This window comes from Olleya sp. Hel_I_94, from assembly GCF_007827365.1.
Lineage (GTDB): Bacteria > Bacteroidota > Bacteroidia > Flavobacteriales > Flavobacteriaceae > Olleya.
Genome location: NZ_VISI01000002.1, coordinates 400,735 through 425,681, shown reverse-complemented (window position 1 = coordinate 425,681; position 24,947 = coordinate 400,735). Strand labels below are relative to the sequence as shown.

17 protein-coding genes and 3 tRNA genes are annotated in these 24,947 nt (G+C 30.8%); 10 read left to right on the top strand and 10 right to left on the bottom strand.

Annotation, left to right across the window (positions count from 1 at the left end):
• Positions 1–74 precede the first annotated feature (74 nt).
• The 3 genes from gap to JM82_RS04865 form a co-directional block, all read right to left on the bottom strand.
• Positions 75–1,076 (bottom strand): type I glyceraldehyde-3-phosphate dehydrogenase, encoded by a 1,002-nt coding sequence (gap, locus tag JM82_RS04875; protein WP_145001616.1) that lies wholly within the window; start codon positions 1,074–1,076, stop codon positions 75–77.
• A gap of 30 nt (positions 1,077–1,106) precedes the next feature.
• Positions 1,107–2,093 (bottom strand): 6-phosphofructokinase, encoded by a 987-nt coding sequence (gene pfkA / locus JM82_RS04870; RefSeq protein WP_145001615.1) that lies wholly within the window; start codon positions 2,091–2,093, stop codon positions 1,107–1,109.
• Positions 2,094–2,250: 157 nt separating this feature from the next.
• The gene (locus tag JM82_RS04865) at positions 2,251–6,666 is read right to left on the bottom strand and encodes a translocation/assembly module TamB (RefSeq protein ID WP_261375310.1); all 4,416 of its coding nucleotides are present in this window, start codon (positions 6,664–6,666) and stop codon (positions 2,251–2,253) included.
• A 161-nt stretch (positions 6,667–6,827) separates the two neighbouring features.
• On the opposite strand from JM82_RS04865, the gene tsaD reads away from it, so the two are divergent.
• The 7 genes from tsaD (at position 6,828) to JM82_RS04830 (ending at position 12,844) form a co-directional block, all read left to right on the top strand.
• Positions 6,828–7,850 carry a tRNA (adenosine(37)-N6)-threonylcarbamoyltransferase complex transferase subunit TsaD gene (tsaD, locus tag JM82_RS04860; protein WP_145001614.1) on the top strand — a complete coding sequence of 341 codons (1,023 nt, stop codon included), beginning with the start codon at positions 6,828–6,830 and terminating at the stop codon, positions 7,848–7,850.
• 85 nt (positions 7,851–7,935) lie between these two features.
• The gene (locus JM82_RS04855; protein WP_145001613.1) at positions 7,936–8,565 is read left to right on the top strand and encodes a peptidylprolyl isomerase; all 630 of its coding nucleotides are present in this window, start codon (positions 7,936–7,938) and stop codon (positions 8,563–8,565) included.
• A gap of 5 nt (positions 8,566–8,570) precedes the next feature.
• Positions 8,571–9,275 carry a 16S rRNA (uracil(1498)-N(3))-methyltransferase gene (locus tag JM82_RS04850; protein ID WP_145001612.1) on the top strand — a complete coding sequence of 235 codons (705 nt, stop codon included), beginning with the start codon at positions 8,571–8,573 and terminating at the stop codon, positions 9,273–9,275.
• A 3-nt stretch (positions 9,276–9,278) separates the two neighbouring features.
• A complete protein-coding gene (locus JM82_RS04845) occupies positions 9,279–9,920 on the top strand; it encodes a DUF4159 domain-containing protein (protein WP_145001611.1) in 642 nt (213 codons plus the stop codon).
• A gap of 113 nt (positions 9,921–10,033) precedes the next feature.
• Positions 10,034–10,540, top strand: coding sequence for a TrmH family RNA methyltransferase (locus JM82_RS04840; protein WP_145001610.1), 507 nt, complete (start codon positions 10,034–10,036; stop codon positions 10,538–10,540).
• Between the two features lie 26 nt (positions 10,541–10,566).
• Positions 10,567–11,661 carry an AI-2E family transporter gene (locus tag JM82_RS04835; protein WP_145001609.1) on the top strand — a complete coding sequence of 365 codons (1,095 nt, stop codon included), beginning with the start codon at positions 10,567–10,569 and terminating at the stop codon, positions 11,659–11,661.
• Positions 11,654–12,844 carry a class I SAM-dependent methyltransferase gene (locus JM82_RS04830; protein WP_145001608.1) on the top strand — a complete coding sequence of 397 codons (1,191 nt, stop codon included), beginning with the start codon at positions 11,654–11,656 and terminating at the stop codon, positions 12,842–12,844. Before JM82_RS04835 ends, JM82_RS04830 begins: the two co-directional genes overlap by 8 nt.
• Here the strand turns inward: JM82_RS04830 and JM82_RS04825 are convergent.
• From JM82_RS04825 to JM82_RS04805, 5 genes are all read right to left on the bottom strand, one after another.
• Positions 12,841–13,263 (bottom strand): hypothetical protein, encoded by a 423-nt coding sequence (locus tag JM82_RS04825; protein ID WP_145001607.1) that lies wholly within the window; start codon positions 13,261–13,263, stop codon positions 12,841–12,843. The two genes, JM82_RS04830 and JM82_RS04825, sit on opposite strands and share 4 nt — an antisense overlap.
• A gap of 480 nt (positions 13,264–13,743) precedes the next feature.
• Positions 13,744–13,817 (bottom strand) — tRNA-Arg (locus JM82_RS04820).
• 14 nt (positions 13,818–13,831) lie between these two features.
• Positions 13,832–13,906, bottom strand: a tRNA-Pro gene (locus JM82_RS04815).
• A 39-nt stretch (positions 13,907–13,945) separates the two neighbouring features.
• Positions 13,946–14,034 (bottom strand) — tRNA-Ser (locus JM82_RS04810).
• Positions 14,035–14,132: 98 nt separating this feature from the next.
• Positions 14,133–16,175 (bottom strand): HD family phosphohydrolase, encoded by a 2,043-nt coding sequence (locus JM82_RS04805; RefSeq protein ID WP_145001606.1) that lies wholly within the window; start codon positions 16,173–16,175, stop codon positions 14,133–14,135.
• A 126-nt stretch (positions 16,176–16,301) separates the two neighbouring features.
• On the opposite strand from JM82_RS04805, the gene JM82_RS04800 reads away from it, so the two are divergent.
• Positions 16,302–17,480, top strand: coding sequence for an acetyl-CoA C-acyltransferase (locus tag JM82_RS04800; RefSeq protein WP_145001605.1), 1,179 nt, complete (start codon positions 16,302–16,304; stop codon positions 17,478–17,480).
• Positions 17,481–17,489: 9 nt separating this feature from the next.
• Positions 17,490–18,239 (top strand): C40 family peptidase, encoded by a 750-nt coding sequence (locus JM82_RS04795; protein ID WP_145001604.1) that lies wholly within the window; start codon positions 17,490–17,492, stop codon positions 18,237–18,239.
• A gap of 55 nt (positions 18,240–18,294) precedes the next feature.
• On the opposite strand, the gene JM82_RS04790 is transcribed toward JM82_RS04795, so the two are convergent.
• Both JM82_RS04790 and gyrA read right to left on the bottom strand, forming a co-directional pair.
• Entirely contained in the window at positions 18,295–19,530 is a 1,236-nt protein-coding gene (locus JM82_RS04790) for a tetratricopeptide repeat protein (RefSeq protein WP_145001603.1), read from the bottom strand.
• A gap of 32 nt (positions 19,531–19,562) precedes the next feature.
• A complete protein-coding gene (gene gyrA, locus JM82_RS04785) occupies positions 19,563–22,115 on the bottom strand; it encodes a DNA gyrase subunit A (protein ID WP_145001602.1) in 2,553 nt (850 codons plus the stop codon).
• Between the two features lie 260 nt (positions 22,116–22,375).
• Here gyrA and JM82_RS04780 point away from each other — a divergent pair, with 260 nt between their 5' ends.
• Positions 22,376–24,931 (top strand): ATP-dependent Clp protease ATP-binding subunit, encoded by a 2,556-nt coding sequence (locus JM82_RS04780; protein WP_145006604.1) that lies wholly within the window; start codon positions 22,376–22,378, stop codon positions 24,929–24,931.
• Positions 24,932–24,947: the final 16 nt, after the last annotated feature.

Sequence of the window (24,947 nt, the reverse complement as noted above, 5' to 3'; positions counted from 1 at the left end):
AGATAAAAAAAAAGCACAGTAAAAAGATTAATAAAATCTATTTACTGTGCTTAAATTACATAATGTTACACGTATTATAGTGTATTAATTTTTTGAGCTAAGTCAACTAATTTATTAGAATATCCAAACTCATTATCATACCATGATACTAATTTGAAAAACTTAGAGTTTAACTCGATAGCAGAATCTGCATCAAAAACACTTGTTTGCACTTCGCTAACAAAATCTTGAGATACTACTGCATCTTCAGTATAACCTAAAACACCTTTCATAGCACCTTCCGAAGCTTTTTTCATAGCTGCTTTAATGTCTTCTAAAGATGTCTCTTTTTTAGTTCTAACCGTTAAATCTACTACAGATACATCAACCGTTGGTACTCTAAAAGCCATACCAGTTAATTTACCATCTAATTCTGGAATTACTTTTCCTACTGCTTTTGCAGCTCCTGTAGATGTTGGAATAATATTATTTAATGCACTACGACCTAAACGGTAATTTTTACGTGAAGGCGCATCCACAGTAAATTGTGTAGACGTTGCTGCGTGAATTGTAGTCATTAAAGCTTCTTCTATTCCAAAGTTATCTTCAATTACTTTAGCGATTGGCGCTAAACAATTAGTTGTACAAGACGCGTTAGACACGATTGTATCTGCTGCAGTTAATTTATCGTCATTTACACCCATAACAAACATTGGTGCATCTTTACTTGGCGCAGAGATTACTACTTTTTTAGCACCACCTTCAATATGGTAGTTAGCTGTTTCTAAAGTTGTAAAAATACCTGTACATTCTGCAACTACGTCTGCTCCTGCTTGATCCCATTTTAAGTTTTTTGGATCTTTTTCTGCTGTAATACGAATCGTTTTTCCGTCAACAACAAGGTTTCCGTCTTTTACTTCGATAGTACCATCAAATCTTCCGTGTACAGAATCGTATTGTAATAAGTAAGCTAAGTGATCTACATCTAATAAATCGTTAATAGCAACAACCTCTACGTCACTACGTTTTACTGTCGCTCTAAATACGATACGACCAATTCTACCAAATCCGTTAATTCCTAATTTTAATGTTGACATATTATTTTTTTTATTTGTAATCAGTTTATATTATGTGGTCATGATATCTGACACACGTATCAATTCTTCGTTAATTTTTGATTTTCCTTTTACAGCTTGTTCTAAAGGTGTTAATTGTATAGTATCGCTTAACAATCCAACCATATAATTAGATTTACCTTCTAGAAGACTTTCTACTGCCTTAACACCCATTCTACTTGCTAAAACACGATCAAAACATGATGGAGATCCACCACGTTGCATGTGACCTAATACAGATACACGCACTTCGTATTCTGTCATGTTTTCTTCAACGTAATCTTTAAGTTCAAAAACATTTTTACCAATTTTATCACCTTCAGCTACGACTACAATACTAGATGATTTACCAGATAATTTACTACGTCTTAAAGACTCTAACAATCTATCTAAACCTAAATCCTCTTCAGGGATTAAAATCTCTTCTGCTCCTGCTCCAACACCAACGTTTAATGCAATATGCCCAACGTCACGACCCATTACCTCGACAAAAAATAGTCTGTTATGAGAACTTGCTGTGTCTCTAATCTTATCAATAACTTCTACAACCGTATTTAAAGCGGTATCATAACCTAATGTATGTGATGTACCATAAATATCATTATCTATAGTTCCTGGTATTCCCATTACTGGGAAATCAAATTCTTGATTAAAGATTAGGGCTCCTGTAAATGTACCATCACCACCTACTACTACTAAGGCATCAATGTTTGCTTCTTTTAGAGCATTGTATGCTTTTTGACGTCCTTCTTTAGTACGAAACTCTTTTGACCTTGCCGATTTTAAAACAGTACCACCTTTATTAATAATACCCTTTACGTTTCGTGCTGTTAATTCTTTGAAGTCTCCTTCTATCATTCCTTCATAGCCACGATATATTCCTGCGCATTCTATGTTATAGTATGCACAAGTTCTAGCTACAGATCGGATTGCTGCATTCATCCCTGGAGCATCTCCTCCAGAAGTCATTACAGCTATTTTTTTTATGGTTTTTGACATGTATTTTTTATTATCAAAGTAAAATTACTAAACAAATATTATATATGACATCGCTTTTAACAAAATTTTGCAATAAGCGCAAAACTATAACGTTTTCGTTAATAACTTAATAAAATACAGGCTGTTAAATGAAGAAAAATACAGAATTGATAATCTGCTATTCCTCTTCTTTGATAATCATATTTTGAGGAAAGGGAGCATTGTTTTCAGATTTTTTTTCTGGAGTTTCGTCCTCCAAAATAATACCTTCATTATCCTCTTCGTCTAATTTTGAAGGGTTGAAAATTTTTCGCATTAATTCGCCAAAAGTATCAAACGAGACGCTATAAGATAAACCAACACCTTGTGTGTAACCAATCTCTTCTCCAAAATTACGGATACTATTTTCGCGATTAAACACTTTTGCGGTAAGTGTACCTTCTTCATTTAATAAAAAGTCTACTTGAACGTCTCCTGCAATAACAGAATCACCTAAACCACCAACAGGAACACCAACCTTACCATTAATTAATACACGATCAGATATTTTGGTTTGCAATGTTAGACCAACACGGTTGTCTGTTTGGTATTCTGGGTTATTGGTTCCAGCTTCAAAATTAACACCAATATCAAATTTACCGTCACCACTAGATAACAGGTTATTAACTAATCCATTTAATCGCTCAGTTAATGTTCCAGTAAAATTAATATCGTTTAATCCACTACTAAACGCACCAGTTGCAATTAAAAATAAAGCTTGACTTTCTTTTTCTTCATTTGTATCAAGCCTATAATCTAGCTCTGATTTAATTGTCGAACTTGTTGTTGGAAAGTCAAATTGGTAGTTAATTTCTGGTCTTTCTAATCGATCAGATAAAGCTAAAGTAAGCTCTACTGGAATGCTTCTATTAATTGGACTATCTAATAATGGTGATGGATTAGCACGTGTTAAATATTTAGCCTCAATGTTTATTATAGCGTCTAATGGCTTTCCATTCCATGCTAGTGTACTTGTATATGGCTCTACAATAAATTTTTTCTGAATAACGCCTCCATAAAAGAAGTTGTAAACGCCTTCATAAACCACAAAGTCACCATACATATTAAATTTATTATTTGTATTTATTTCAATTAATAAACCACCAACACCACGACCTTTAATAGTACTTCCAGAAGTTTTATCGATTAATATTTCTATTTCAGCTTCTTCGGTTACATCCAATTCGAAATTTAAATCTAAACCTGAATCTGTCTCATTTTCTAAAACAATACCTTCTTGTTTAGCTTTTTTTTCTTCTGGACTTAAAAAGTGAATGATTGAATTATCACCAAAGGACTCGTTATCATTCAATGGTATTTTAAAGACTGTACCTTTTTTAGTTTCACCAATAACATTAATGCTTAAACTCTCGGTTGGTCCAAAAATTGAGGCTGATCCACCAATAAATCCTGTACCATAATATAAAGACTCTTCGGTTTCTTTAGTATCCAAAACTAGTAATCGTTGTGTTTCTAGATTTAAATCTAATTTCCATTTAGAAAAATTAGTATGACTAATACTTCCGTCTAAAACACCTTTTGAGTCTTCTTTTGTATCTGTAATATTTATGGTGTTAAATATAAAACTTTGATTTTTTAAACTAACAGAAGCTTTATCCTGAAATGCATAATCTACATTTAAATAAGGCACACCTAAACCACCTTTATCTATATTTAATTGTCCGTTAAAATTAGGTTTATCTAAACTACCTACCACTTTAGCTGTTCCAAAAACATCTCCTCTTATATCGCTTAAAACGCCTTCTAGGAAAGGGTTTAGTATTTTTAAACTGAATTTATTGAAATCCAAATCCACATCGATATAGGCATCATCTGCAGCAATATTTATATTACCTTTTGCTGTAAATGAATTGGTGTCATCATCCTTAATCTTAGCATCTACAATGTAATTAGATAATGTAGCGTTACCTGTGATTTTAGCATCAAAAGATCCTAAAAAAGTGTCGTTGACTTCTAAATTATCAATGGTTATTGCAGAATTTGGTAAATAGCTTCCGTTTTGTTGTAAAACATCAAGATTACCGTTAATATTACCTGCTAAAGTAAGACCATCAAAATCGGGAACAATTTTATTTAAATCGACATCTTTAAAATTTAATTTTATGTCTTTGTAGGTTGAGTCTTTTATAGTTCCGGCTAGTTTAATTTCTTCATTTTCATGATTCATAACTAACTCCTCAATTTTAAAATCTTTAAAATCTCTGTCAAATATTACTTTATTTAACTTGTTTTTTTCTTCATTTACATACCATTTATTACCTTTAAAAGTAACATCACTCTTTTTAAAACCAACTACAGATTGGTTGTCTTTATTGATAGTATGATAAAAACTTAAGTTATAAAAATCGTCATTACGTTTACCTCCTTTAAACTCTGATCTCATAAACAAAGTATCGTTTAAAGTCACGTTAATTAAATTAAACTTAGACACGCTGTAGTGCTTGGTGTATACGCTATCAACTTCTACGTAAGTGTTAAATAAAGGGTTATTATTATCCACTTGCACCTCAATTGCATCTGCAAAATAGTCTAACAATTTAATCTTAGGAGATTTAAACGTTAGCTTAAATGCTTTTTCGTTACTCTCTACACGACCTTTAATAAAGGTGTTTGCACCTACTTCTACTTCTGGTAAAAAGACTTCAATTATTTTATTATAAATTTTAAAGTTAAAATCTACATATTGATTACCTTCAATTTTATTTGGAACATAATTAGTGTAGATACTTTTAAGCGAATTTTCAAAAAGTAGCCCTAAGTCATTAAATTTAAAGTTTCCTTTTAATTGTCCTTCGACAATTTCTGGAGAGTTTACTTTAATAAATCGTTCGTTGTCTAAAAACTCAGAACTAATAGCAAAGTCCTTAAATGTATAGGTGTCGTTCTCATTTTTATACACTGTATTTTTAAAATTGATACTACCAACTGCATCATCGATATTATTAGCAGTCATTTTCATGTCCACTATACCTTTAAACTCTGATTGTTCGTCTCTGTTATAAAAATTAAGTGCTTTTAAGTTGGCATAATCAACTTTGGCTTCAAAATCAAAGGTTCTGACATTTTTAGATAAATCTGCTAATCCATTAAACTCTAGTTGTAAATTTTTGTCGTTAGCAACTAATTTACCATTAAACTTACTTTGTTTGTATTGTCCATTAACTACAATACCTTGATAAGTATATTTGTTATAATTTATACTGTAAATGTCACCTTTTAGTTGAGTTTTTAAATTTTCTTTTTTAAAACCAACACCATCAACATCTACATTTAACGAGGTGCTACCTAAATTGGGATCGTCTAACATTTTACCCAAATTAAACTCGTCCAAAATAATATTACCTTTATAGGATGCGTAATCAATATTATTAATGTTAGACATTTCTAAATTGGAATTTACGTAACCTAAAGAGGTGCTTATCTCTAGATCTGCTTTTATCTTTTGTGTTGTAATATTAGTGTTTCCAACCACCTTAAAGTTTCCTAACTTATCAAATATGGTTGGTATTGATTGTCCTAATACATTAGGTAGCAGTGCTTTTAAGTCTTTATAATTTGAGGATAAATTTTCAAAATCACCTTGCATAGCAAAGTTATTATCTTCAGCATTAAATAGGTTTTTAAAATTAAGTGTTCCGTAAATTTTAGTGTTTCGACTGGTCTCTAACTTTAAATTTTGAGCAGTTAGATTGTTAAGTGTACCATATAATTTTGTCGAAAAATCTGCTCTTTGGTTTATACCAAATTCGTTGTAAAACACATTTAATTCGTCTAATAAAACGCTTCCTTCTGTAAAATTAGCCTCTACTTTAACTTTGTCTTCAAACTCTTTAAAATCTGCTCTGTTATAACTAAATATTAGATCTCCTTGCAGATAAGACTGTGGTGTTTTTAAATTTAAGTCGTCAAAACGCATTTGAGATAATGTATACGAAAAATTAGAGGTTAGATTTTCTAATTTTAAACCACGACTATCTACAAATTGCATGGTATTTATTCTGGTTTTGACATCACTACCATCAATTACAAAATTGGTTCCATTTAAATTTATACCATGAAAATTTAGTATCTGTGGTGTCTCCTTATTATAGTTTATAAAATTAAACGTTCCGTTAGAAATTGTTACATCACTAGAGGATAATAAAAAGGTGCTTTTTTCTGGTCTAGGATTGTCGTCGTCAAATCTAGCAACAAAAACATCAAGATTAGTATCTGTTTCGTCCTTATAAGTAACGATATTAAAAATTAAATCTTCTAAATCAATGTCTGCAAAATTTAATTTTCCTTTATATAAATTTTTAAAATTAACTATGGATGTATTTAGCTGGCTTGCACTAATTAAGGTATCCTTTTTATAATCTCTAATTAATACGCCTTTAATCTCAACCTCTCCATTAAACTGTAAACCAATCTTTTCTATATTAATATTAGTTTTATATTGCTCATTTACCCAATTAGTGGCAGATTTACCTAAACGCGTTTGAACCGCAGGAATAGATAAAACTAACACCACAATGACGAATAACAATAGCAAGATAGCTATCAGTTTACCTATTATTTTGAGAATTTTTTTGATATTGCTTTTAAAGTTAAAAATTATACGGAATAACTTACTTTTGTAATTATTATAACAAATGTAATTGAGTTGTTAAACATTTCATCAAAATTAACAATTATTATGCCTAAAAATAACTAATGACTTCACAAAATATTTATATACTCGGAATTGAAAGTTCTTGTGATGATACAGCTGCTTCTGTAATCCTAAATGGAAAAATATTAAGCAACGTTATTGCCAGTCAAAAAATACATGAAGCCTATGGTGGTGTTGTACCAGAATTAGCCTCTAGAGCGCATCAACAAAATATTGTACCTGTAGTAGATCAAGCTTTAAAGCAAGCCGGAATTACTAAAGACCAACTTAGTGCTATTGCTTTTACAAAAGGCCCAGGATTAATGGGTAGCCTACTTGTAGGTACATCGTTTGCAAAATCGTTAGCTTTTGGATTAGATATCCCTTTAATTGATGTAAACCATATGCAAGCACATATATTGGCGCATTTTATTGAAGAGGACGGTTTTAAAAAGCCTCCATTTCCGTTTTTAGCCATGACTATCTCTGGTGGACACACACAGATTGTAAAAGTCAAACATTACTTTGATATGGAAGTTATTGGAGAAACTATTGATGATGCTGTTGGAGAAGCATTTGATAAAAGTGGTAAAATATTAGGATTAGGCTATCCTGCTGGTCCACAAATAGACAAACTTGCACAACTAGGTAGTCCTAAAGCCTTCCCTTTTACTAAACCTAGAGTGGATGGACTTAATTTTAGTTTTTCAGGTTTTAAGACTGCTGTATTGTACTTTATCCAAAAACAAGTTAAACTTAACCCTAATTTTATAGCAGAAAACCTTAACGACATCTGTGCATCTATACAGTATACTATAATTGGTATTCTGACAGACAAGTTAAAAAAAGCAGTTAAATTAACAGATATTAAACATATTGCCATAGGTGGTGGCGTATCTGCAAATAGCGGAATTAGACAAGCGTTAAAAGATGCCGAAACCAAGCATGGTTGGACAACCTACGTGCCTAAATTTGAATTTACCACAGACAATGCAGCTATGATAGCTATTGTTGGCTACCTAAAATTTTTAGATGGTGACTTTGCGGAACAAAATGTTATGGCCAACTCTAGACTTAAAATATAATTGCGATAGTACTAAAAGCAATAATTTTTCTTCATTTAAACTTTAATTTTGTTTTTTTGTTGAAATTAAAATTCCTTTATACAAAATGAAAACCCTTATTAAACTTACTATTTGCTTACTAACTGTTTCTATATATGCTCAAAAAGATTTAGAAAAAGAATTAGATACTATTGTAACGGTAGAACAAGCTGAAAAATTTTTGGTAAGTAAAAAATCTAGAAAAAATAAAATTTTAATTTTTAACGAAGAAAAGCACAAAACCAAACTAGCTACAAAATTAATGAATACTAGTGTTGGTGGTACAGAGGTCGTTAAATCGGAATTTAACACAACACATTACAAGGTTATAGATAAAACAGACGAAAGACATTACCGTATTAGTTATATCTATTTTGATGGTAACACGTTAGATGCGACACAAATTGTACAATATAAAAATGAAATATTTAAATCTTTTGAAGAAGGTATAAGTTTTGACGATTTAGCAAAGCGTTATTCTATGGATAAAAACGCTAAACGTGGTGGAGATTCTGGATGGCTAAAAGAAGGAAAAATGCCTTTAGAAGTGGAAGAACAAGCCTTTAATTTAGATAATAAACTAGATACCCTTTATACTGTAAGAGTTGAAGAAAGCAATGGTTTTTATATTATTTTAAAAACCGAAAGAATTAAAAAGATTAAGGAAATTAAAGTTTTAAAGGTAATCGCAAAATAAGTGATATGCAATTATTTTACAATCCAGATATAGCTCCAGATACTAATCAATTTTCGTTTCCTAAGGACGAGAGTAGGCACATTGTTAAAGTATTACGTAAAAAAACAGGTGACCTACTTAACATTACCAATGGTAAAGGGTATTTATTTGAAGCTGAATTGACCATTGCAGATCAAAAAAACTGTGTTGTAAATATTTTAAACACCACACATCAAGCGCCTAAAAATTATCAATTACATTTAGCTGTTGCACCAACTAAAATGAATGATCGTTACGAGTGGTTTTTAGAAAAAGCTACAGAAATTGGTATTACCAGCATCACACCAATAATTTGTGATCATAGCGAAAGAAAAGTAGTCAAAATTGAACGTTTTGATAAGATAATTCAATCTGCAATGAAACAATCTTTAAGCTGCTACTACCCTATTTTAAATGCGCCAATAACATTTAAAGACTATATTAATCAAAATTTTGATGGAGACACCTATATTGCACATTGCGAGGAAACCGATAAAAAATCTTTAAAATCACAAGTACTTCCTAATAAAAAAATTACCATTTTAATTGGACCTGAAGGCGATTTTTCTGTTAAAGAAATAAAAATGGCAATTCAAAATAAATTTATTCCTGTAACTTTGGGAGAAACAAGGTTACGTACAGAGACTGCAGCAATAGTTGCATGTCATAGTATTGCTTTTATAAACGAGTAATTTATGAAACTAAGACACTTAATAGTATTTTTGTTATTCTCTGTTTTCTTACATAGTCAAGATTTAGCAATACTAAAATATAAAGGTGGTGGAGACTGGTATAGTAATCCAACAGCACTACCTAACCTTATTAAGTTTTGTAACGCAAATATTGATACCAAAATAAATACAAAACCAGAAACCGTAGAAGCTGGAAGTAGTGATGTTTTTAGGTTTCCTTTGTTACACATGACAGGTCATGGAAATGTAATATTTGACGATGACGAAGCTGAAAATTTACGTATTTATTTAAAGTCAGGTGGTTTTTTGCATATTGATGACAATTATGGAATGCAACCTTATGTAGTGGCTGCCTTAAAACAAATTTTTCCAAATCAAGAATTAGAAGAGCTTCCAATAACACATCCAATTTTTAGTACAGCTTTTTTATTTAAAGACGGATTACCAAAAATTCATGAGCATGATGGTAAAAGACCACAAGCTTTTGGATTATATCATGACACTAGATTAGTGGTACTATTTACTTTTGAAAGTGATTTAGGAGACGGTTGGGAAGATCAAGAAGTACATAATGATCCAGAAGACATCAGACTTAAAGCTTTAAAAATGGGAGCTAATATTGTTAAATATGCTTTTGAAAATTAATTTGAATAAGCCTAACTCCTATTACATACTTTAAATTATATTAGCTTAAATCATTTTAATTTTAACTAATATTATCTTTATTTACTAATAAGTATTAAATAGCATCTATAAATTTGCAACTTACACACTATAATTCAAAATTTAAACAACAACAATTTCCTGTAACAGTTGTATGTCAAAACGTTTCAAACGCACCAAATATTGGAAGTTTGTTTAGAGCTTGTGATGCTTTTGGTATAGAAAAATTAATATTTTGTGGAACAGACATTCCTTTAGGTAGAAAAATGACCAAAACTTCTCGTGCTACAGAAAAGTCTGTGAATTATGAAATGCATAAATCAGCATTAGAAGTCGTTAACAAATTAAAGGAAAACAATTATTTTATTCTTTCTTTAGAAATATCTACAAATAGTCAAGCATTAAATAAAGTTAAATTTAATCCTAATCAACCTATCGCATTAATTATAGGAGATGAAAACTTTGGAGTATCCGAGGAAGTCCTAAAAATTAGCGATGCCATAGTACATATAAATATGTTTGGCCAAAATAGTAGCATGAATGTTGTTCAAGCCACTAGTATCACACTATATGAAATTACTAAACAGTTTTCGCTAAAATAAATTTCAATAATTATATATTTACATATATGACTTCAAGAACAATTGCAAACGGAATTTTAAAAGCTTGTGCTGTCCTATTAGGATTAGCCTTATTGATATGGTTTGTGTATAAGATACAATCTGTAATTGTTTATTTGGTAATAGCTGGAGTTGTATCCCTGTTGGGACGACCATTAGTCGTGTTTTTAAAAAATAGATTAAAATTTTCCGATACGCTGGCTGTAGTATCTACCATGATATTATTTTTAAGTCTTGTTTTCGGGTTAATTAGTTTATTTATCCCTTTAATTATAGAACAAGGACAAAATTTATCTTTATTAGATATAGATTTATTACAATCTAATATCGAAAACTTATATAAAGAAGCAATAAGTCATTTTGGCTTAAGCACAAACGAAGTGGAAGAATCTTTCAAAGACTCTAAAATAATGTCAAAAATTAATTTTGGAGTTATACCAGAATTTTTAAACTATTTTATATCAGGACTAGGAAGCTTTAGCATAGGATTATTTTCAGTGCTTTTTATTTCCTTTTTCTTCTTAAAAGACAGCAAATTAATGAGTACAGGTATAGTAACTGTGCTTCCTAAAAAGCATGAAAAAAGATTAAGAAAATCCTTTGTAACTATTCGTGATTTATTAACAAGATATTTTGGTGGCTTAGTATTGCAACTATTAATACTATTTACAATTTACTCCATCGTACTATTAATTTTTGGAATCGAAAATGCTGTAATTATAGCAACACTGTGTGCATTACTAAATATAATACCATACGTAGGACCAATAATTAGTGCATTTTTGCTAATCCTGTTAAGTATGTCTAGTAATTTAGGCGAAAATTTTAGCGATGTAATTTTACCAAAAACAATGTATGTTATGATTGGTTTTATAATCGCACAACTTGTAGATAATTTTATTAGCCAACCTTTTATATTTTCTAAAAGTGTTAATTCTCACCCTTTAGAGATATTTTTAGTAATAATCATAGCAGGATTACTTTTTGGTATAGTAGGTATGATATTAGCAGTACCAACATATACAGCAATAAAAGTTATATCAAAGGAGTTTTTATCAGAATACAGAGTGGTAAATAAATTGACACAAGGCTTGGATGACTAATTTTAATAAAGCCATTTTAGACCCCAAAATACAAGAATTCATTAATCAAAATATTAATTCTGACCTAGCCAATTTAGCTTTAAAAGGAATTCCCTTTGATAATAATTTAAAACAAGATATAATCACACAAATTGAATCTAAAAAAAAGTGTGAAAAAAAATTACCGACTTGGTTTAATACTCCTAACATATACTTTCCGCCTAAACTTAATATAGAGCAAACATCCTCAGAAGTTACAGCACAATATAAATCTAATTTAATTTCAGGAAAATCAATCATTGATATTACTGGAGGATTTGGTGTAGATTGTTACTATTTTTCAAAAAAAGTAGATACAGTAATACATTGCGATTTAAACGTTAGTTTATCTGAAATAGTAGAAAAGAATACATCTAAGTTAAAAGTAAACAACATAACGTTTCATGCAAATGATGGACTAGAAGTTTTAAAAACTATTGGTAAAAAAGTAGATTGGATTTACATTGATCCATCAAGAAGAAATGATATTAAAGGTAAAGTTTTTTTACTTAAAGATTGCTTACCAAATGTTCCAGAAAACTTGGATATGCTTTTTCAGTATTCTAAGAATATAATGATAAAAACGTCACCAATCTTAGATATTACATCTGGAATTAGCGAATTACAAAACGTAAAACACATTCATTGTGTAGCAGTAAATAACGAAGTAAAAGAGCTTTTATGGATTTTAGAAAAAGATTTTAGTAATGAAATAGAAATCAAAACAATAAATATTACTAATAAAGATACACAGCGTTTTAATTTTACTTTAAAAAACGAATTAGAAACTACTCCTACTTACAGTCAACCTTTAAATTATCTATACGAGCCAAATACAGCCATTTTAAAATCAGGAGCATTTAATAGTATTGCAGGTATTAAAAACATATATAAACTACACAAACACTCGCATTTATATACAAGTAATGATTTAATTCAATTTCCTGGAAGACGTTTTAAAATAATCAAAACAATAGCATACAATAAAAAATCTTATAAGAAAGAAATAAACTTAAATCAAGCAAATATTACCACAAGAAACTTTTCTGAAACAGTTGCTCAAATTAGAAATAAGTTTAAAATTAAAGATGGTGGTAAAAACTATTTATTTTTCACCACCATCCTCGAAAACTCAAAAACTATAATAAGTTCAGTAAAAATTTAATCTAAAGTTAAAATGATTGGTTCATTAACTTCATTTAAATTGTTAATTACGATTTCTACTTTAGTACAAGTAGACATATCTAAAACAACTTTACTGTCTGATACATTGTATGCAGACCCATCAACACTAAAAATAGTTTGTCCTTCATTAAAACTTGACCAAGAAGATGAAGTTCCAGGAGCTACATTTAAAATTTCAATAACATTTTGGTCAATATCTATAATTGTAAACGTATACGCTATCGTTCCATTGTTAATTAGTCTAGATTGCGGATCTTGATTATCACAAAAAGTAGTTGCTGTTGCATTACTAATTTTTGTAGAATTGCCAGAGTTTTGACCCTCCAAAGGTTCTAGACTACAACTAGTTGATGAAAAAATAAGGCATAGACATGCCACGAATTTAAGTAGGTTATTCATTTATAAAAATTATTATATGTAAACTTTTGCTTACATAGCGATTTGGGAGTGCAAAATTAATCTTTTTTTCGAAACAAAATAATTTTTTTTTAAAATTTTCGATGAAATGCAATTCGAAAACATAATCACCTAAAAACCAACGCTTTATGTTGGGCTAAAAAAAATAGAACACAAAAACCATATAAAACAAAAAAGCTTCACTATTTCTAATGAAGCTCTAAGTAAGCTATTTTTTTATTCATATTGCTTTCCTTATTCGTCGGTAGTAAATTTATTAAATATTTAAACTTTCAAAAATAATAAACGCGTACTTAATTGATAATTTAAGAATCTTTAATAATACCATAAAAATGGTATCAAGCTTAATTATTAAGTGATGTAACAATTATTACTTCTATCTTAAAAGTACTTAAAGAATAGTAAAATATAAGAAATCAATTTAAAACAAAAAAGCTTCACTATTTCTAGTGAAGCTTTAAGTGAGCCCGACAGGATTCGAACCTGTGACCGCCTCCTTAGAAGGGAGGTGCTCTATCCAGCTGAGCTACGAGCCCGTAGCAATAAAAAGTCGGGGTGGCAGGATTCGAACCTGCGGCCTCCACGTCCCAAACGTGGCGCGATAACCGGGCTACGCTACACCCCGAAAAAGGTTATCAAAATAAAAATTTTGAGAAAATAATAGCGGAGAGACAGGGATTCGAACCCTGGGTAAGTGTTTCCACCTACGACGATTTAGCAAACCGCTCCTTTCGGCCACTCAGGCACCTCTCCGTTAATTATGTTGTAATGAACTTTGCAATTAATTGCGGGTGCAAATCTAAGATATCATCTTATATTACACAACATTTTTTACTGTTTTTTTTGAAAAATTATTCAGGGTATTCAATTCTAAGATGGTAAATATTTGCAAGCTTGCGTTTTAGCACTTTTTTAATGGATTCAATTTCTTTAAAAGTTATGTTAGCATTCAAAAATTGACCGTCATCTTTTTGTTTATTTATGATATTTTCAACAAAATTATCAATTTTACTTGATGTTGGTTCTTTTAAACTTTTGGAAGCTGCCTCTACACTATCACACATCATTAAAATAGCAGTTTCTTTACTAAAAGGTTTTGGACCTGGATAAGTAAAATCTTCGATGTTTACAGCTTCACTATTAGCCTTTTCTTTCATATAAAAATAATAGACTTGACTTGTTCCATGATGCGTTCTAATAAAGTCTATTACGCGATCAGGTAGATTATATCTTTTAGCTATTTCAATTCCATCTAAGACATGATTAATAATTATTTTTGCACTTTCTTTTGGCGATAATTCATCATGACTATTAATTCCTGAGGATTGATTTTCTGTAAAGTAGGTTGGCGATTTCATTTTTCCTATATCATGATACAATGCACCTACTCTAACTAGCATTGCATTGGCTTCAATCTCATTAGCTGAAGCTTCAGCTAAATTTGCCACATTTAATGAGTGATGAAATGTTCCTGGTGCTTTATTTGATAATTCTTTTAAAAGTTTAGAATTGGTGTCGGATAATTCTAATAATGAAACATCAGACACTAAACCAAATAGTTTTTCATAGACATAAATTAAAGGTTGCACAAATAAGGTTGCAAGTCCGCATAATATAAATAGTCCAAAGGTTTCCCATTTTAAGTTATCAATACTGGCTTCATGTATTACAAAAAAAGCAAAGTAAGCTATAATATAAACTAAAGTAATTTGTCCAACTGATATAAAAAGGTTTGCTCTTTTATATAATTCTGATACTGTTAAAATAGTAACTATACCTGCTATTATTTGTAAAAACATATACTCATAGCTATTTGGTACAATAGAGCCTAATAACAAAACAGTAATTACATGTGTAAACAAACCTAATCTGGCATCAAAAAAAGCTTTTAATACCAAGGGTAAAATTGCTATTGGTACCAAATAGACGTATTCTGAATTATAATTTATGATTAACGTAGTAAGTAATACAATAATTAAGACGTTAAAAAATATAAAAGTAACTTTGGTATTGTTTTTATAAACATCTAACCTATATTTTCTAATAAATAATAACAACATTAATAACGCTAAAGCAACTAATAAGGTGTATGCAAAAACTATCCAATTATAGCTAGATTTACTCCAAACCTGAGACTCATATTCCTTTGATAATGAATTTAATACCTGATATTTATCATCATTTACCACCTCTCCTTTTGATATTATCAAGGTCCCTTTATCAATTACACCTCGATTACTAGAAATCTTATCTAAAGACTCTTGTAATACATTATCTGTAAGGGTTTTATTGTAAGATAGGTTGGATTGTATGATATCAAAAAACAAAGCTGTCAATTTATTTGAATATCTAAATAAATTTTCCTCTTTCAATTCTTTTTCAATGTTGTCTTTTATATTTCCTTGTTTTTTTAAATTAGTATATAATGCGGATTTTTTTTCAACATTATCAACTAAAATTACAACGTTACTTTTTTCGTTAATTTTAAGATCTTCATTTAATATACCATACTGATAAAGGTCATTCAATATCACTAAACCTTTAGATTTTAGCTTATTAAAGTTACCAATAGAATCATTAAATGTTTTATTGAAAGCATTTTCATATTCATTTTTTACTTTTTTTTCAATGGTTTCGTTTTTATCAAAAAAATAAGTGGTTTGAGCTTTTATAAGCTCTTGCTCTTCTGTAACTTTTAGTTTTGATTTTTGAATTGCAAAATTAAAAGGTGCATATAAATTTTCGGTTTGCCAAGGTTTCCCTTTTTCAAAATTATACTTAAATCGTCCGCTTTTTGGAAAAATAAAAACGATTAAAAATGTTGTTGCTAAAAACAATAATATCTTATAAAACTGAGAATGGTTTTTATAAATGGTATTAATTTGATCTTTCATACTTTAATCTCGTGTTTATCAAATGTAACAAATTATAACCCTATTATTAAGTTATAATCCCAAGAATAACCTAAATTTTATTAAAAAATTAGTAATTTCGTGGGACTAATATATTACATAAAAATTATGAGTAAAAAAGTCGTTATTGTCTCTGCTGCTAGAACACCAATAGGAAGTTTTTTAGGAGCTTTAAGCACTGTACCTGCTACAAAATTAGGAGCTATAGCTATTAAAGGAGCTTTAGATAAAATAAATTTAAAACCAGAATTAGTACAAGAAGTATTAATGGGAAATGTTGTTCAGGCTGGTAATGGTCAAGCACCAGCTAGACAAGCTGCTATTTATGCAGGAATACCAAATACAGTACCTTGTACAACCATTAATAAAGTTTGCGCATCTGGTATGAAAACAGTTATGCAAGCTGCACAAAGTATTGCTTTAGGTGATAATGATATAGTGGTTGCTGGAGGAATGGAAAACATGAGTATGATTCCGCATTACCTTCATGCTAGAACAGGAACTAAATTTGGTCCCGCTACTTTAATTGATGGTTTACAAAAAGACGGTTTAGTAGATGCATACGATCAAAATGCAATGGGTGTTTGTGCAGATGCTTGTGCTACAGAATATAACTTTTCAAGAGAGGATCAAGACAACTACGCTATACAAAGTTACAATAGATCATCTGCTGCTTGGGAAGCCGGAAAATTTGATAACGAAGTCGTTCCAGTAGAAGTTCCACAAAGACGTGGAGAACCTATTATTGTTAGTAAAGATGAAGAATTTACTAATGTTAAAATGGATAAAATACCTGGTTTAAGACCTGCTTTTAGTAAGGATGGAACTGTAACTGCAGCAAATGCATCTACTATTAATGATGGTGCTGGTGCAATGGTGTTAATGAGTGCTGAAAAAGCTGAAGAATTAGGTTTAAAACCTCTTGCAACAATTTTGAGTTATGCAGATGCTGCTCAAGAGCCAAAATGGTTTACAACCGCTCCTGCTAAAGCATTGCCATTAGCTATTAATAAAGCTGGCATCGATCTTAAAGATGTTGATTATTTTGAATTTAACGAAGCTTTTGCTGTAGTTGGATTAGCTAATATGAAAATTTTAGGTCTAAACGATTCTAATGTTAACGTAAATGGTGGTGCTGTATCACTAGGTCACCCACTTGGATGTTCTGGAGTTAGAATTTTAATTACGCTACTTAACGTTTTAGAACAAAATGACGCTAAAATTGGAGCTGCTGCTATATGTAATGGTGGTGGTGGTGCTTCTGCTATGGTTATTCAACGTCACTAAAATCAACAAATGCAGTTCGGAATTTGTAATTTAAGTATTTTACCTTTAAGATTAGAACCATCTGATACTAGCGAATTAGTTTCGCAAGTACTATATGGCGATTTATTTAAGGTTTTGGAGCAACGTAAACAATGGAGTAAAATTAGATTAGCCTATGATAAATATGAAGGTTGGATTGATAATAAACAGTATTTAGAAATTACTGAAGCGTCCTATCAAATTCTAAATTTAGAAGCTCTAAAACTATCGTCTGATTTAGTTGAATTTGTTCAAGACGAAAATCAGCTATTAAATACGATTGTTTTAGGTTCAACTTTAAATGGGTTATCGTTATTAAACCATACTTATGAAGGTGTTTATGTTGACAAACAAAATCCTAAATCTGAAATAATTTCTACTGCATTTAAATATCTTAATTCACCTTATCTTTGGGGAGGAAAAACACCTTTTGGAATTGATTGTAGTGGTTTTACTCAAATGGTTTATAAATTAAATGGTTATAAACTATTACGCGATGCTTCGCAACAAGCAAGTCAAGGTGAAGCTCTAAGCTTTATTGAAGAGAGTGAACCTGGTGATTTAGCTTTTTTTGATAATAATGAAGGTGTTATAACACATGTTGGTATTATAATGAAAGACAATTACATCATCCATGCTCATGGTAAAGTAAGAATTGACCGTTTAGATCACAGTGGTATTTATAATTCTGATAAACGAATGCATACCCATAAACTTAGGGTTATTAAAAAGATTATATAAAATAAAAAAGCCTTCATTAATGAAGGCTTTTTTTTATTCTACTTAATAAATACTACTATTTATTAATATGGCTTTTAGCTTCTTTAGCTTTTTCAGTTTCACCTAAAGCATTATATATATTAGCCAATTGCTCGTATATTGAATCTGGAGCTTTTGGATCTATTTTTATGTAATTTAATAACGTATTTGCACCATCATTAAACAACTGACCTTTTTGATTTTTTAATTGATCATATTTTAAATTATCAGCTTTACTAGTTCCTAAACTATTCATTTGCTCAATTAATGCATTACCTTCTGTAATGTATGAAGTTGATAAGTTTAATGCAGCGTCAGAATTTGTTGGATCTAATTCTAATACCTTTTCAAAAGACTTTCTAGCTTTTGCTATCTCGTTACTATTCATGTACACAACACCAATGTTATAATGGATTGTAGGATCATTAGGTACTTTTAAAGCAGCTTCTTGTAATAACTCTTGGAACTTAGCGGTATTACCTATCTTATTATAAATATTAGCTTCACTAATAATTAAGTTGACATCTTCCGGATTGTTCTTTTTTGCTGTAGCAATGGCCTCTAATGCTTTATCATTTTCACCTTTATTAGCGTAAATTAAAGCAATATTTTTAGTGATTTCCCCTGCTCTAGATTCTGTTTGTCTTTCGCCTGGATTTTCGTGTGTTCCAAGTTTTACGTAGTTATCTCTAGCATTTTTTTCTAAAATCTCTTCTTCTCCATTTGCTTTGTTTGTTGCAAAATACTCTGTCCCAACACCTGTATAACCTAAATCATTAAGTTGTAAATAGTATTTTAAAGCACCATCCATATCTTGATTGTTAATAGCACTAGAAGCAGCATAATATAAGTACGTTTGCTCTTCCTTATTTACATTATAAAGATTTTCAAAAGCAACTGCTGCTTTACCAAACTCTTTAGTCGTAAAAAAACCATTAGCCTTAGTTAATAGGTCATTTTCAATATCTTGTCTTAAAACAGTTACATCACTATTATCTTCTGTTACTTTATCTAAAAGTGTTGTCGCTTTTAAAACATCCTCAGCATTAGAAGTTCCATTAGCAAAATATGCATTTGCTGCAGCTAAATAATACTTATCTTTTAATTTATCGTCCATAGATCCTATCATAGGTTCTAATTGCGTGATTAAGCTTTTAGCTTCAGCATAATTATTTTTATTTACAGCCTTTTCTAAAGCTTTTACTTCTTTTTTCTGAGCAAAAGAAAACACTGTTACAAGTAATGCTATCGCAAGAATTAATTGTTTTTTCATTATTAGTTTTTTTTTTATTGTTAAATTTAAAATTATTCTTCTTCTGTAATATCAATAGTTGTGCCATCTTCAGCATCTGTACTGTTTTCTAGACCTTCCAAATTTTCATCTAATTCTTCTTCATCGTCCTTCATTACTTTTGCAACTGCTGCTATTGAGTCTTTTCCTTTTAGGTTAATTAATTTTACACCTTGAGTTGCTCTACCCATAGTACGTAAACTCTCTACAGCCATACGTATTGCAATTCCAGATTTATTTATAATCATTAAATCATCAGTATCTGTTACTGTTTTGATAGATACTAAATCTCCTGTTTTTTCAGAAATCGATATGGTTTTAACTCCTTTACCTCCTCTATTTGTTATTCTATAAACCGCTTCTCCATCTTCTGGATCATCTATATAAGTACGTTTACCATAACCGTTTTCAGAAACTACAAGAACTGTTTCTTCTTGTGGATTTTCTACGATTACCATACCAATTGCCTCATCTTTTGGATGTGCTAAAGTTATACCTCTAACACCAGATGCATTTCTACCCATTGGTCTAGTTTTAGCTTCTTCAAATCTAATGGCTTTACCAGATTTAAGTGCTATCATTACTTGACTGTTTCCGGTAGTTAATTTAGCTTCTAGTAACTCGTCATCCTCTTTAATAGTAATTGCATTAATACCATTAGTTCTTGGTCTAGAATATTGCTCTAAAGCAGTCTTTTTAACTTGACCTTTTTTAGTAGCCATTATTACATAATGACTATTAATGTAGTCTTCGTCTTTTAAATCTTGAGTACAAATAAACGCCATTACTTTGTCGTCTTGCTCAATATTTATTAGGTTTTGGATTGCTCTACCTTTAGAGGTTTTACTTCCTTCTGGTATTTCGTAAACACGCATCCAGAAACATTTACCTTTTTGAGTGAAGAATAACATGTATTGGTGATTTGTACCAACAAATAAATGTTCTAAGAAATCTTCATTTCTAGTTGTAGATGCTTTTTGTCCTACTCCTCCTCTATTTTGTGTTTTGTATTCTGTTAAAGACGTTCGTTTAATATAACCTGCGTGCGAAATAGTAATTACTACTTGTGCATCAGGTATCATATCCTCGATGCTTAAATCTCCACCTGCATATTCTATTACAGAGCGACGTTCATCTCCATACTTTTCTTTAACAACTATTAATTCATCCTTAATAATTTGCATTCTGCGATCTTTTTTATCCAGAATATCTTTAAGGTCTTCAATAGTTTTCATTATCTCTTCATACTCACTACGTAACTTGTCTTGCTCTAGACCAGTTAATTGGCGTAGACGCATCTCTACAATAGCTTTTGCTTGTATTTCTGAAAGTTTAAAACGTTCTATTAAGTTGTTTCTTGCTTCGTCTGCGTTATTAGAAGCTCTAATAATCGCAATTACTTCGTCTATATTATCAGATGCAATAATAAGTCCTTCTAATATATGTGCTCTTTCTTCAGCTTTACGCAACTCATAAGTCGTACGTCTAACAACTACTTCATGTCTGTGCTCAACAAAATAGTGAATCAATTCTTTTAGATTCAATAATTGTGGTCGACCGTTAACTAAAGCAATATTATTTACACTGAAAGAAGACTGTAGTGCTGTATACTTGTATAGTTTATTTAATACAATATTAGGAATTGCATCACGCTTTAACACGTAAACAATACGCATACCGTTTCTATCAGACTCATCTCTAATAGTTGCTATTCCTTCAAGTTTTTTCTCGTTAACTAAATCGGCAGTTTTTTTAATCATGTCTGCCTTATTGACTTGGTATGGTATTTCTGTGACAATAATACACTCTCTACCTTGAACTTCTTCAATATTAGCATTACCACGCATTACAATACGTCCTCTACCAGTATGAAAAGCCTCTTTTACACCATCATATCCATAGATTGTACCTCCTGTTGGAAAATCTGGAGCTTTAATATGTGTGATTAATTCGTCAATTTCAATATCATTATTTTCAATATAGGCAATTGTACCATCAACCACTTCTGTTAAGTTATGAGGTGGCATATTAGTAGCCATACCTACAGCAATACCAGATGCTCCATTAACTAAAAGTCCTGGAATACGAGTTGGTAAAACAGTCGGTTCTTCTAAAGTATCGTCAAAATTTAATTTATGATCTACAGTTTCTTTATCAATATCTGCCAACATGTCTTCAGATATCTTGCGCATACGTGCTTCTGTATAACGCATTGCAGCTGGACTATCTCCATCCACAGACCCAAAGTTACCTTGACCGTCTACTAACATGTAACGTAAACTCCACTCTTGAGCCATACGTACCATTGCGTCATAAACTGATGTATCTCCATGTGGATGATACTTTCCTAAAACCTCTCCAACTATTCTTGCTGACTTTTTATGTGCGGAACTTGCTCTAACACCCAGTTCATGCATACCGTAAAGTACACGTCTATGTACTGGTTTTAAACCATCTCTAACATCTGGTAAAGCACGTGACACAATGACTGACATTGAATAATCAATGTAAGCCGACTTCATTTCATCTTCAATATTAATTGGAATGACCTTTTCTCCTTCTGCCATATATAAATTTAATTAGTTTTATTCATTATTTCAAAACACGCTAATATAAAACTTTCATTAGTAACGGTAAGCCTTTTAAGTCTATTTTTTGATGTTTTTTATTAACAATTACCTACTCCTTTTTAGTTAATAACTCAATTGTGCTTTATTTTGAAATATTCACTACTTTCAAACCTCAATTAATTAACATATTATTTAAGGTATAGTTTTTGCCATTACTAATTATGTTTACTATTTTTAAAGCTGAAAGGAATAAATATATGGATGATAATTTTTCACCAAGAGTAAAAGACGTCATTGCCTATAGTAAAGAGGAAGCATTGCGCTTAGGACACGACTTTATAGGCACGGAACACTTAATGCTTGGTTTATTAAGAGACGGAAACGGAAAAGCAATAAATATTTTAAATGCGTTGGATATTGATTTAAATCATTTAAGACGAAAAGTTGAAATATTAAGTCCTGCTAATCCTAATACCACAATAATTTCTAACGAAAAGAAAAACTTGCACTTAACACGTCAGGCAGAACGTGCGCTTAAGACTACTTTTCTAGAAGCAAAACTGTTTCAAAGTACATCAATAAATACTGCACATTTATTATTATGTATTTTAAGAAACGAAAACGACCCGACTACAAAACTTTTAAATAAGTTAAAAGTAGATTATGATAACGTTAAAGAACAATTTAAGTCTATGATTACAAACGACGATAACTTCGAAGATATAACTGGAGCTCCAAAAGCTGAGTCATTTCAGGATGACTCCTCTGCAGAAGACTCTGGTTCTAAAGACATATTTAATACACCTGGAGCAAAAGGTAACAAAAAATCTAAAACACCTGTTTTAGATAATTTTGGACGCGACTTGACAGCTATGGCTGAAGAAGGTAAACTTGATCCAGTTGTGGGACGTGAAAAAGAAATTGAGCGTGTGTCTCAAATACTTTCGCGTCGTAAAAAGAACAACCCTTTGTTAATTGGTGAGCCTGGTGTTGGTAAATCTGCAATTGCTGAGGGTTTGGCAAATCGTATTGTTAAACGTAAAGTATCACGTATTTTATTTAACAAACGTGTGGTTACTTTAGATTTAGCAAGCTTAGTTGCTGGTACTAAATATAGAGGACAGTTTGAAGAGCGCATGAAAGCGGTTATGAACGAGCTTGAAAAAAATGACGATGTTATTCTTTTTATTGACGAAATTCACACCATTGTTGGTGCTGGTGGAGCAACAGGAAGCTTAGATGCTTCTAACATGTTTAAACCTGCTTTAGCTAGAGGAGAAATACAATGTATTGGTGCTACCACTTTAGATGAGTACAGACAATATATTGAAAAAGATGGGGCTTTAGAGCGTCGTTTTCAAAAAGTAATTGTTGAACCTACTTCTGTAGAAGAAACGATTGAAATTTTGAACAATATTAAAGCTAAATATGAAGATCACCATAATGTAACGTATACAGATGAAGCTATTGAAGCTTGTGTTAAGTTAACTAACCGTTATATGACTGAGCGTTTTTTACCAGACAAAGCAATTGACGCTTTGGATGAAGCTGGCTCAAGAGTACACATTACAAACATTGATGTACCTAAGCAAATAATCGAATTAGAGAAAAAATTAGAGGACGTTAGAGAGACTAAAAATACGGTTGTTAAAAAACAAAAGTATGAAGAGGCTGCACGTTTACGTGATGACGAAAAACGCTTAGAAAAAGAATTAGCTGTTGCACAAGAAAAATGGGAAGAAGACACTAAACTACATAAAGAAATAGTATCCGAAGACAACGTTGCAGATGTTGTAAGCATGATGACAGGAGTACCTGTTAATCGTATTGCGCAAACCGAAAGTAACAAACTTGCCTTACTACCTGATTTAATAAAAGGTAAAGTAATAGGTCAGGATGATGCTGTTGCAAAGGTTGTTAAAGCTATACAACGTAATCGTGCTGGTCTTAAAGATCCTAATAAACCAATTGGTTCGTTTATCTTTTTAGGACAAACAGGAGTCGGTAAAACGCAATTAGCAAAAGTATTATCTAATCAATTATTTGATAGTGAAGAAGCTATGATAAGAATTGATATGAGCGAATACATGGAAAAATTTGCAATTTCAAGATTAGTTGGTGCACCTCCAGGATATGTAGGTTACGAAGAAGGTGGACAATTAACTGAAAAAGTACGTCGTAAACCTTATGCTGTAATTCTTTTAGATGAAATAGAAAAAGCACATCCAGACGTTTTTAACATGCTATTACAAGTCTTAGACGATGGTTATTTAACTGATAGTTTAGGTCGTAAAATCGATTTTAGAAATACCATAATTATTATGACTTCTAATATTGGAGCAAGAAAATTAAAAGATTTTGGTACAGGAATAGGTTTTGGTACTGCTTCTCAAAAATCTCAAGAAGATGCTAACTCTAGAAGTGTTATTGAAAATGCACTTAAAAAATCATTTGCTCCAGAATTTTTAAATAGAATTGATGACGTTATAGTATTTAATGCGCTAGAAAAAGAAGATATTAATAAGATTATTGATATCGAACTAGATAAACTACTAAAACGTATTGATGGCTTAGGTTATAAACTAAAATTAACTAAAGCAGCAAAAGATTTTATTGCAGAAAAAGGTTTTGATAAGCAATATGGAGCAAGACCTTTAAAACGTGCTATACAGAAGTACGTTGAGGATGCTCTTGCTGAAGAAATTATCACTTCAAAATTACAAGAAGGCGATAAAATAGTAATGGATTTAGATACAAAAACTGATGAAATTACTATTGCTATTGAAAAAGCAGAAAAACCTGCAGAATCTTAAAATTAGAAATATATTT

What these genes read in the sequence shown, in the direction of transcription:
- JM82_RS04780 (WP_145006604.1), top strand. Translation starts at nt 22,376, where the DNA reads ATGGATGATAATTTTTCACCAAGAGTAAAAGACGTCATTGCCTATAGT.
- pfkA (WP_145001615.1), bottom strand. Translation starts at nt 2,093, where the DNA reads ATGTCAAAAACCATAAAAAAAATAGCTGTAATGACTTCTGGAGGAGAT.
- JM82_RS04825 (WP_145001607.1), bottom strand. Translation starts at nt 13,263, where the DNA reads ATGAATAACCTACTTAAATTCGTGGCATGTCTATGCCTTATTTTTTCA.
- tsaD (WP_145001614.1), top strand. Translation starts at nt 6,828, where the DNA reads ATGACTTCACAAAATATTTATATACTCGGAATTGAAAGTTCTTGTGAT.
- JM82_RS04835 (WP_145001609.1), top strand. Translation starts at nt 10,567, where the DNA reads ATGACTTCAAGAACAATTGCAAACGGAATTTTAAAAGCTTGTGCTGTC.
- JM82_RS04800 (WP_145001605.1), top strand. Translation starts at nt 16,302, where the DNA reads ATGAGTAAAAAAGTCGTTATTGTCTCTGCTGCTAGAACACCAATAGGA.
- JM82_RS04855 (WP_145001613.1), top strand. Translation starts at nt 7,936, where the DNA reads ATGAAAACCCTTATTAAACTTACTATTTGCTTACTAACTGTTTCTATA.
- gap (WP_145001616.1), bottom strand. Translation starts at nt 1,076, where the DNA reads ATGTCAACATTAAAATTAGGAATTAACGGATTTGGTAGAATTGGTCGT.
- JM82_RS04790 (WP_145001603.1), bottom strand. Translation starts at nt 19,530, where the DNA reads ATGAAAAAACAATTAATTCTTGCGATAGCATTACTTGTAACAGTGTTT.
- JM82_RS04850 (WP_145001612.1), top strand. Translation starts at nt 8,571, where the DNA reads ATGCAATTATTTTACAATCCAGATATAGCTCCAGATACTAATCAATTT.
- JM82_RS04830 (WP_145001608.1), top strand. Translation starts at nt 11,654, where the DNA reads ATGACTAATTTTAATAAAGCCATTTTAGACCCCAAAATACAAGAATTC.
- JM82_RS04805 (WP_145001606.1), bottom strand. Translation starts at nt 16,175, where the DNA reads ATGAAAGATCAAATTAATACCATTTATAAAAACCATTCTCAGTTTTAT.
- JM82_RS04845 (WP_145001611.1), top strand. Translation starts at nt 9,279, where the DNA reads ATGAAACTAAGACACTTAATAGTATTTTTGTTATTCTCTGTTTTCTTA.
- gyrA (WP_145001602.1), bottom strand. Translation starts at nt 22,115, where the DNA reads ATGGCAGAAGGAGAAAAGGTCATTCCAATTAATATTGAAGATGAAATG.
- JM82_RS04795 (WP_145001604.1), top strand. Translation starts at nt 17,490, where the DNA reads ATGCAGTTCGGAATTTGTAATTTAAGTATTTTACCTTTAAGATTAGAA.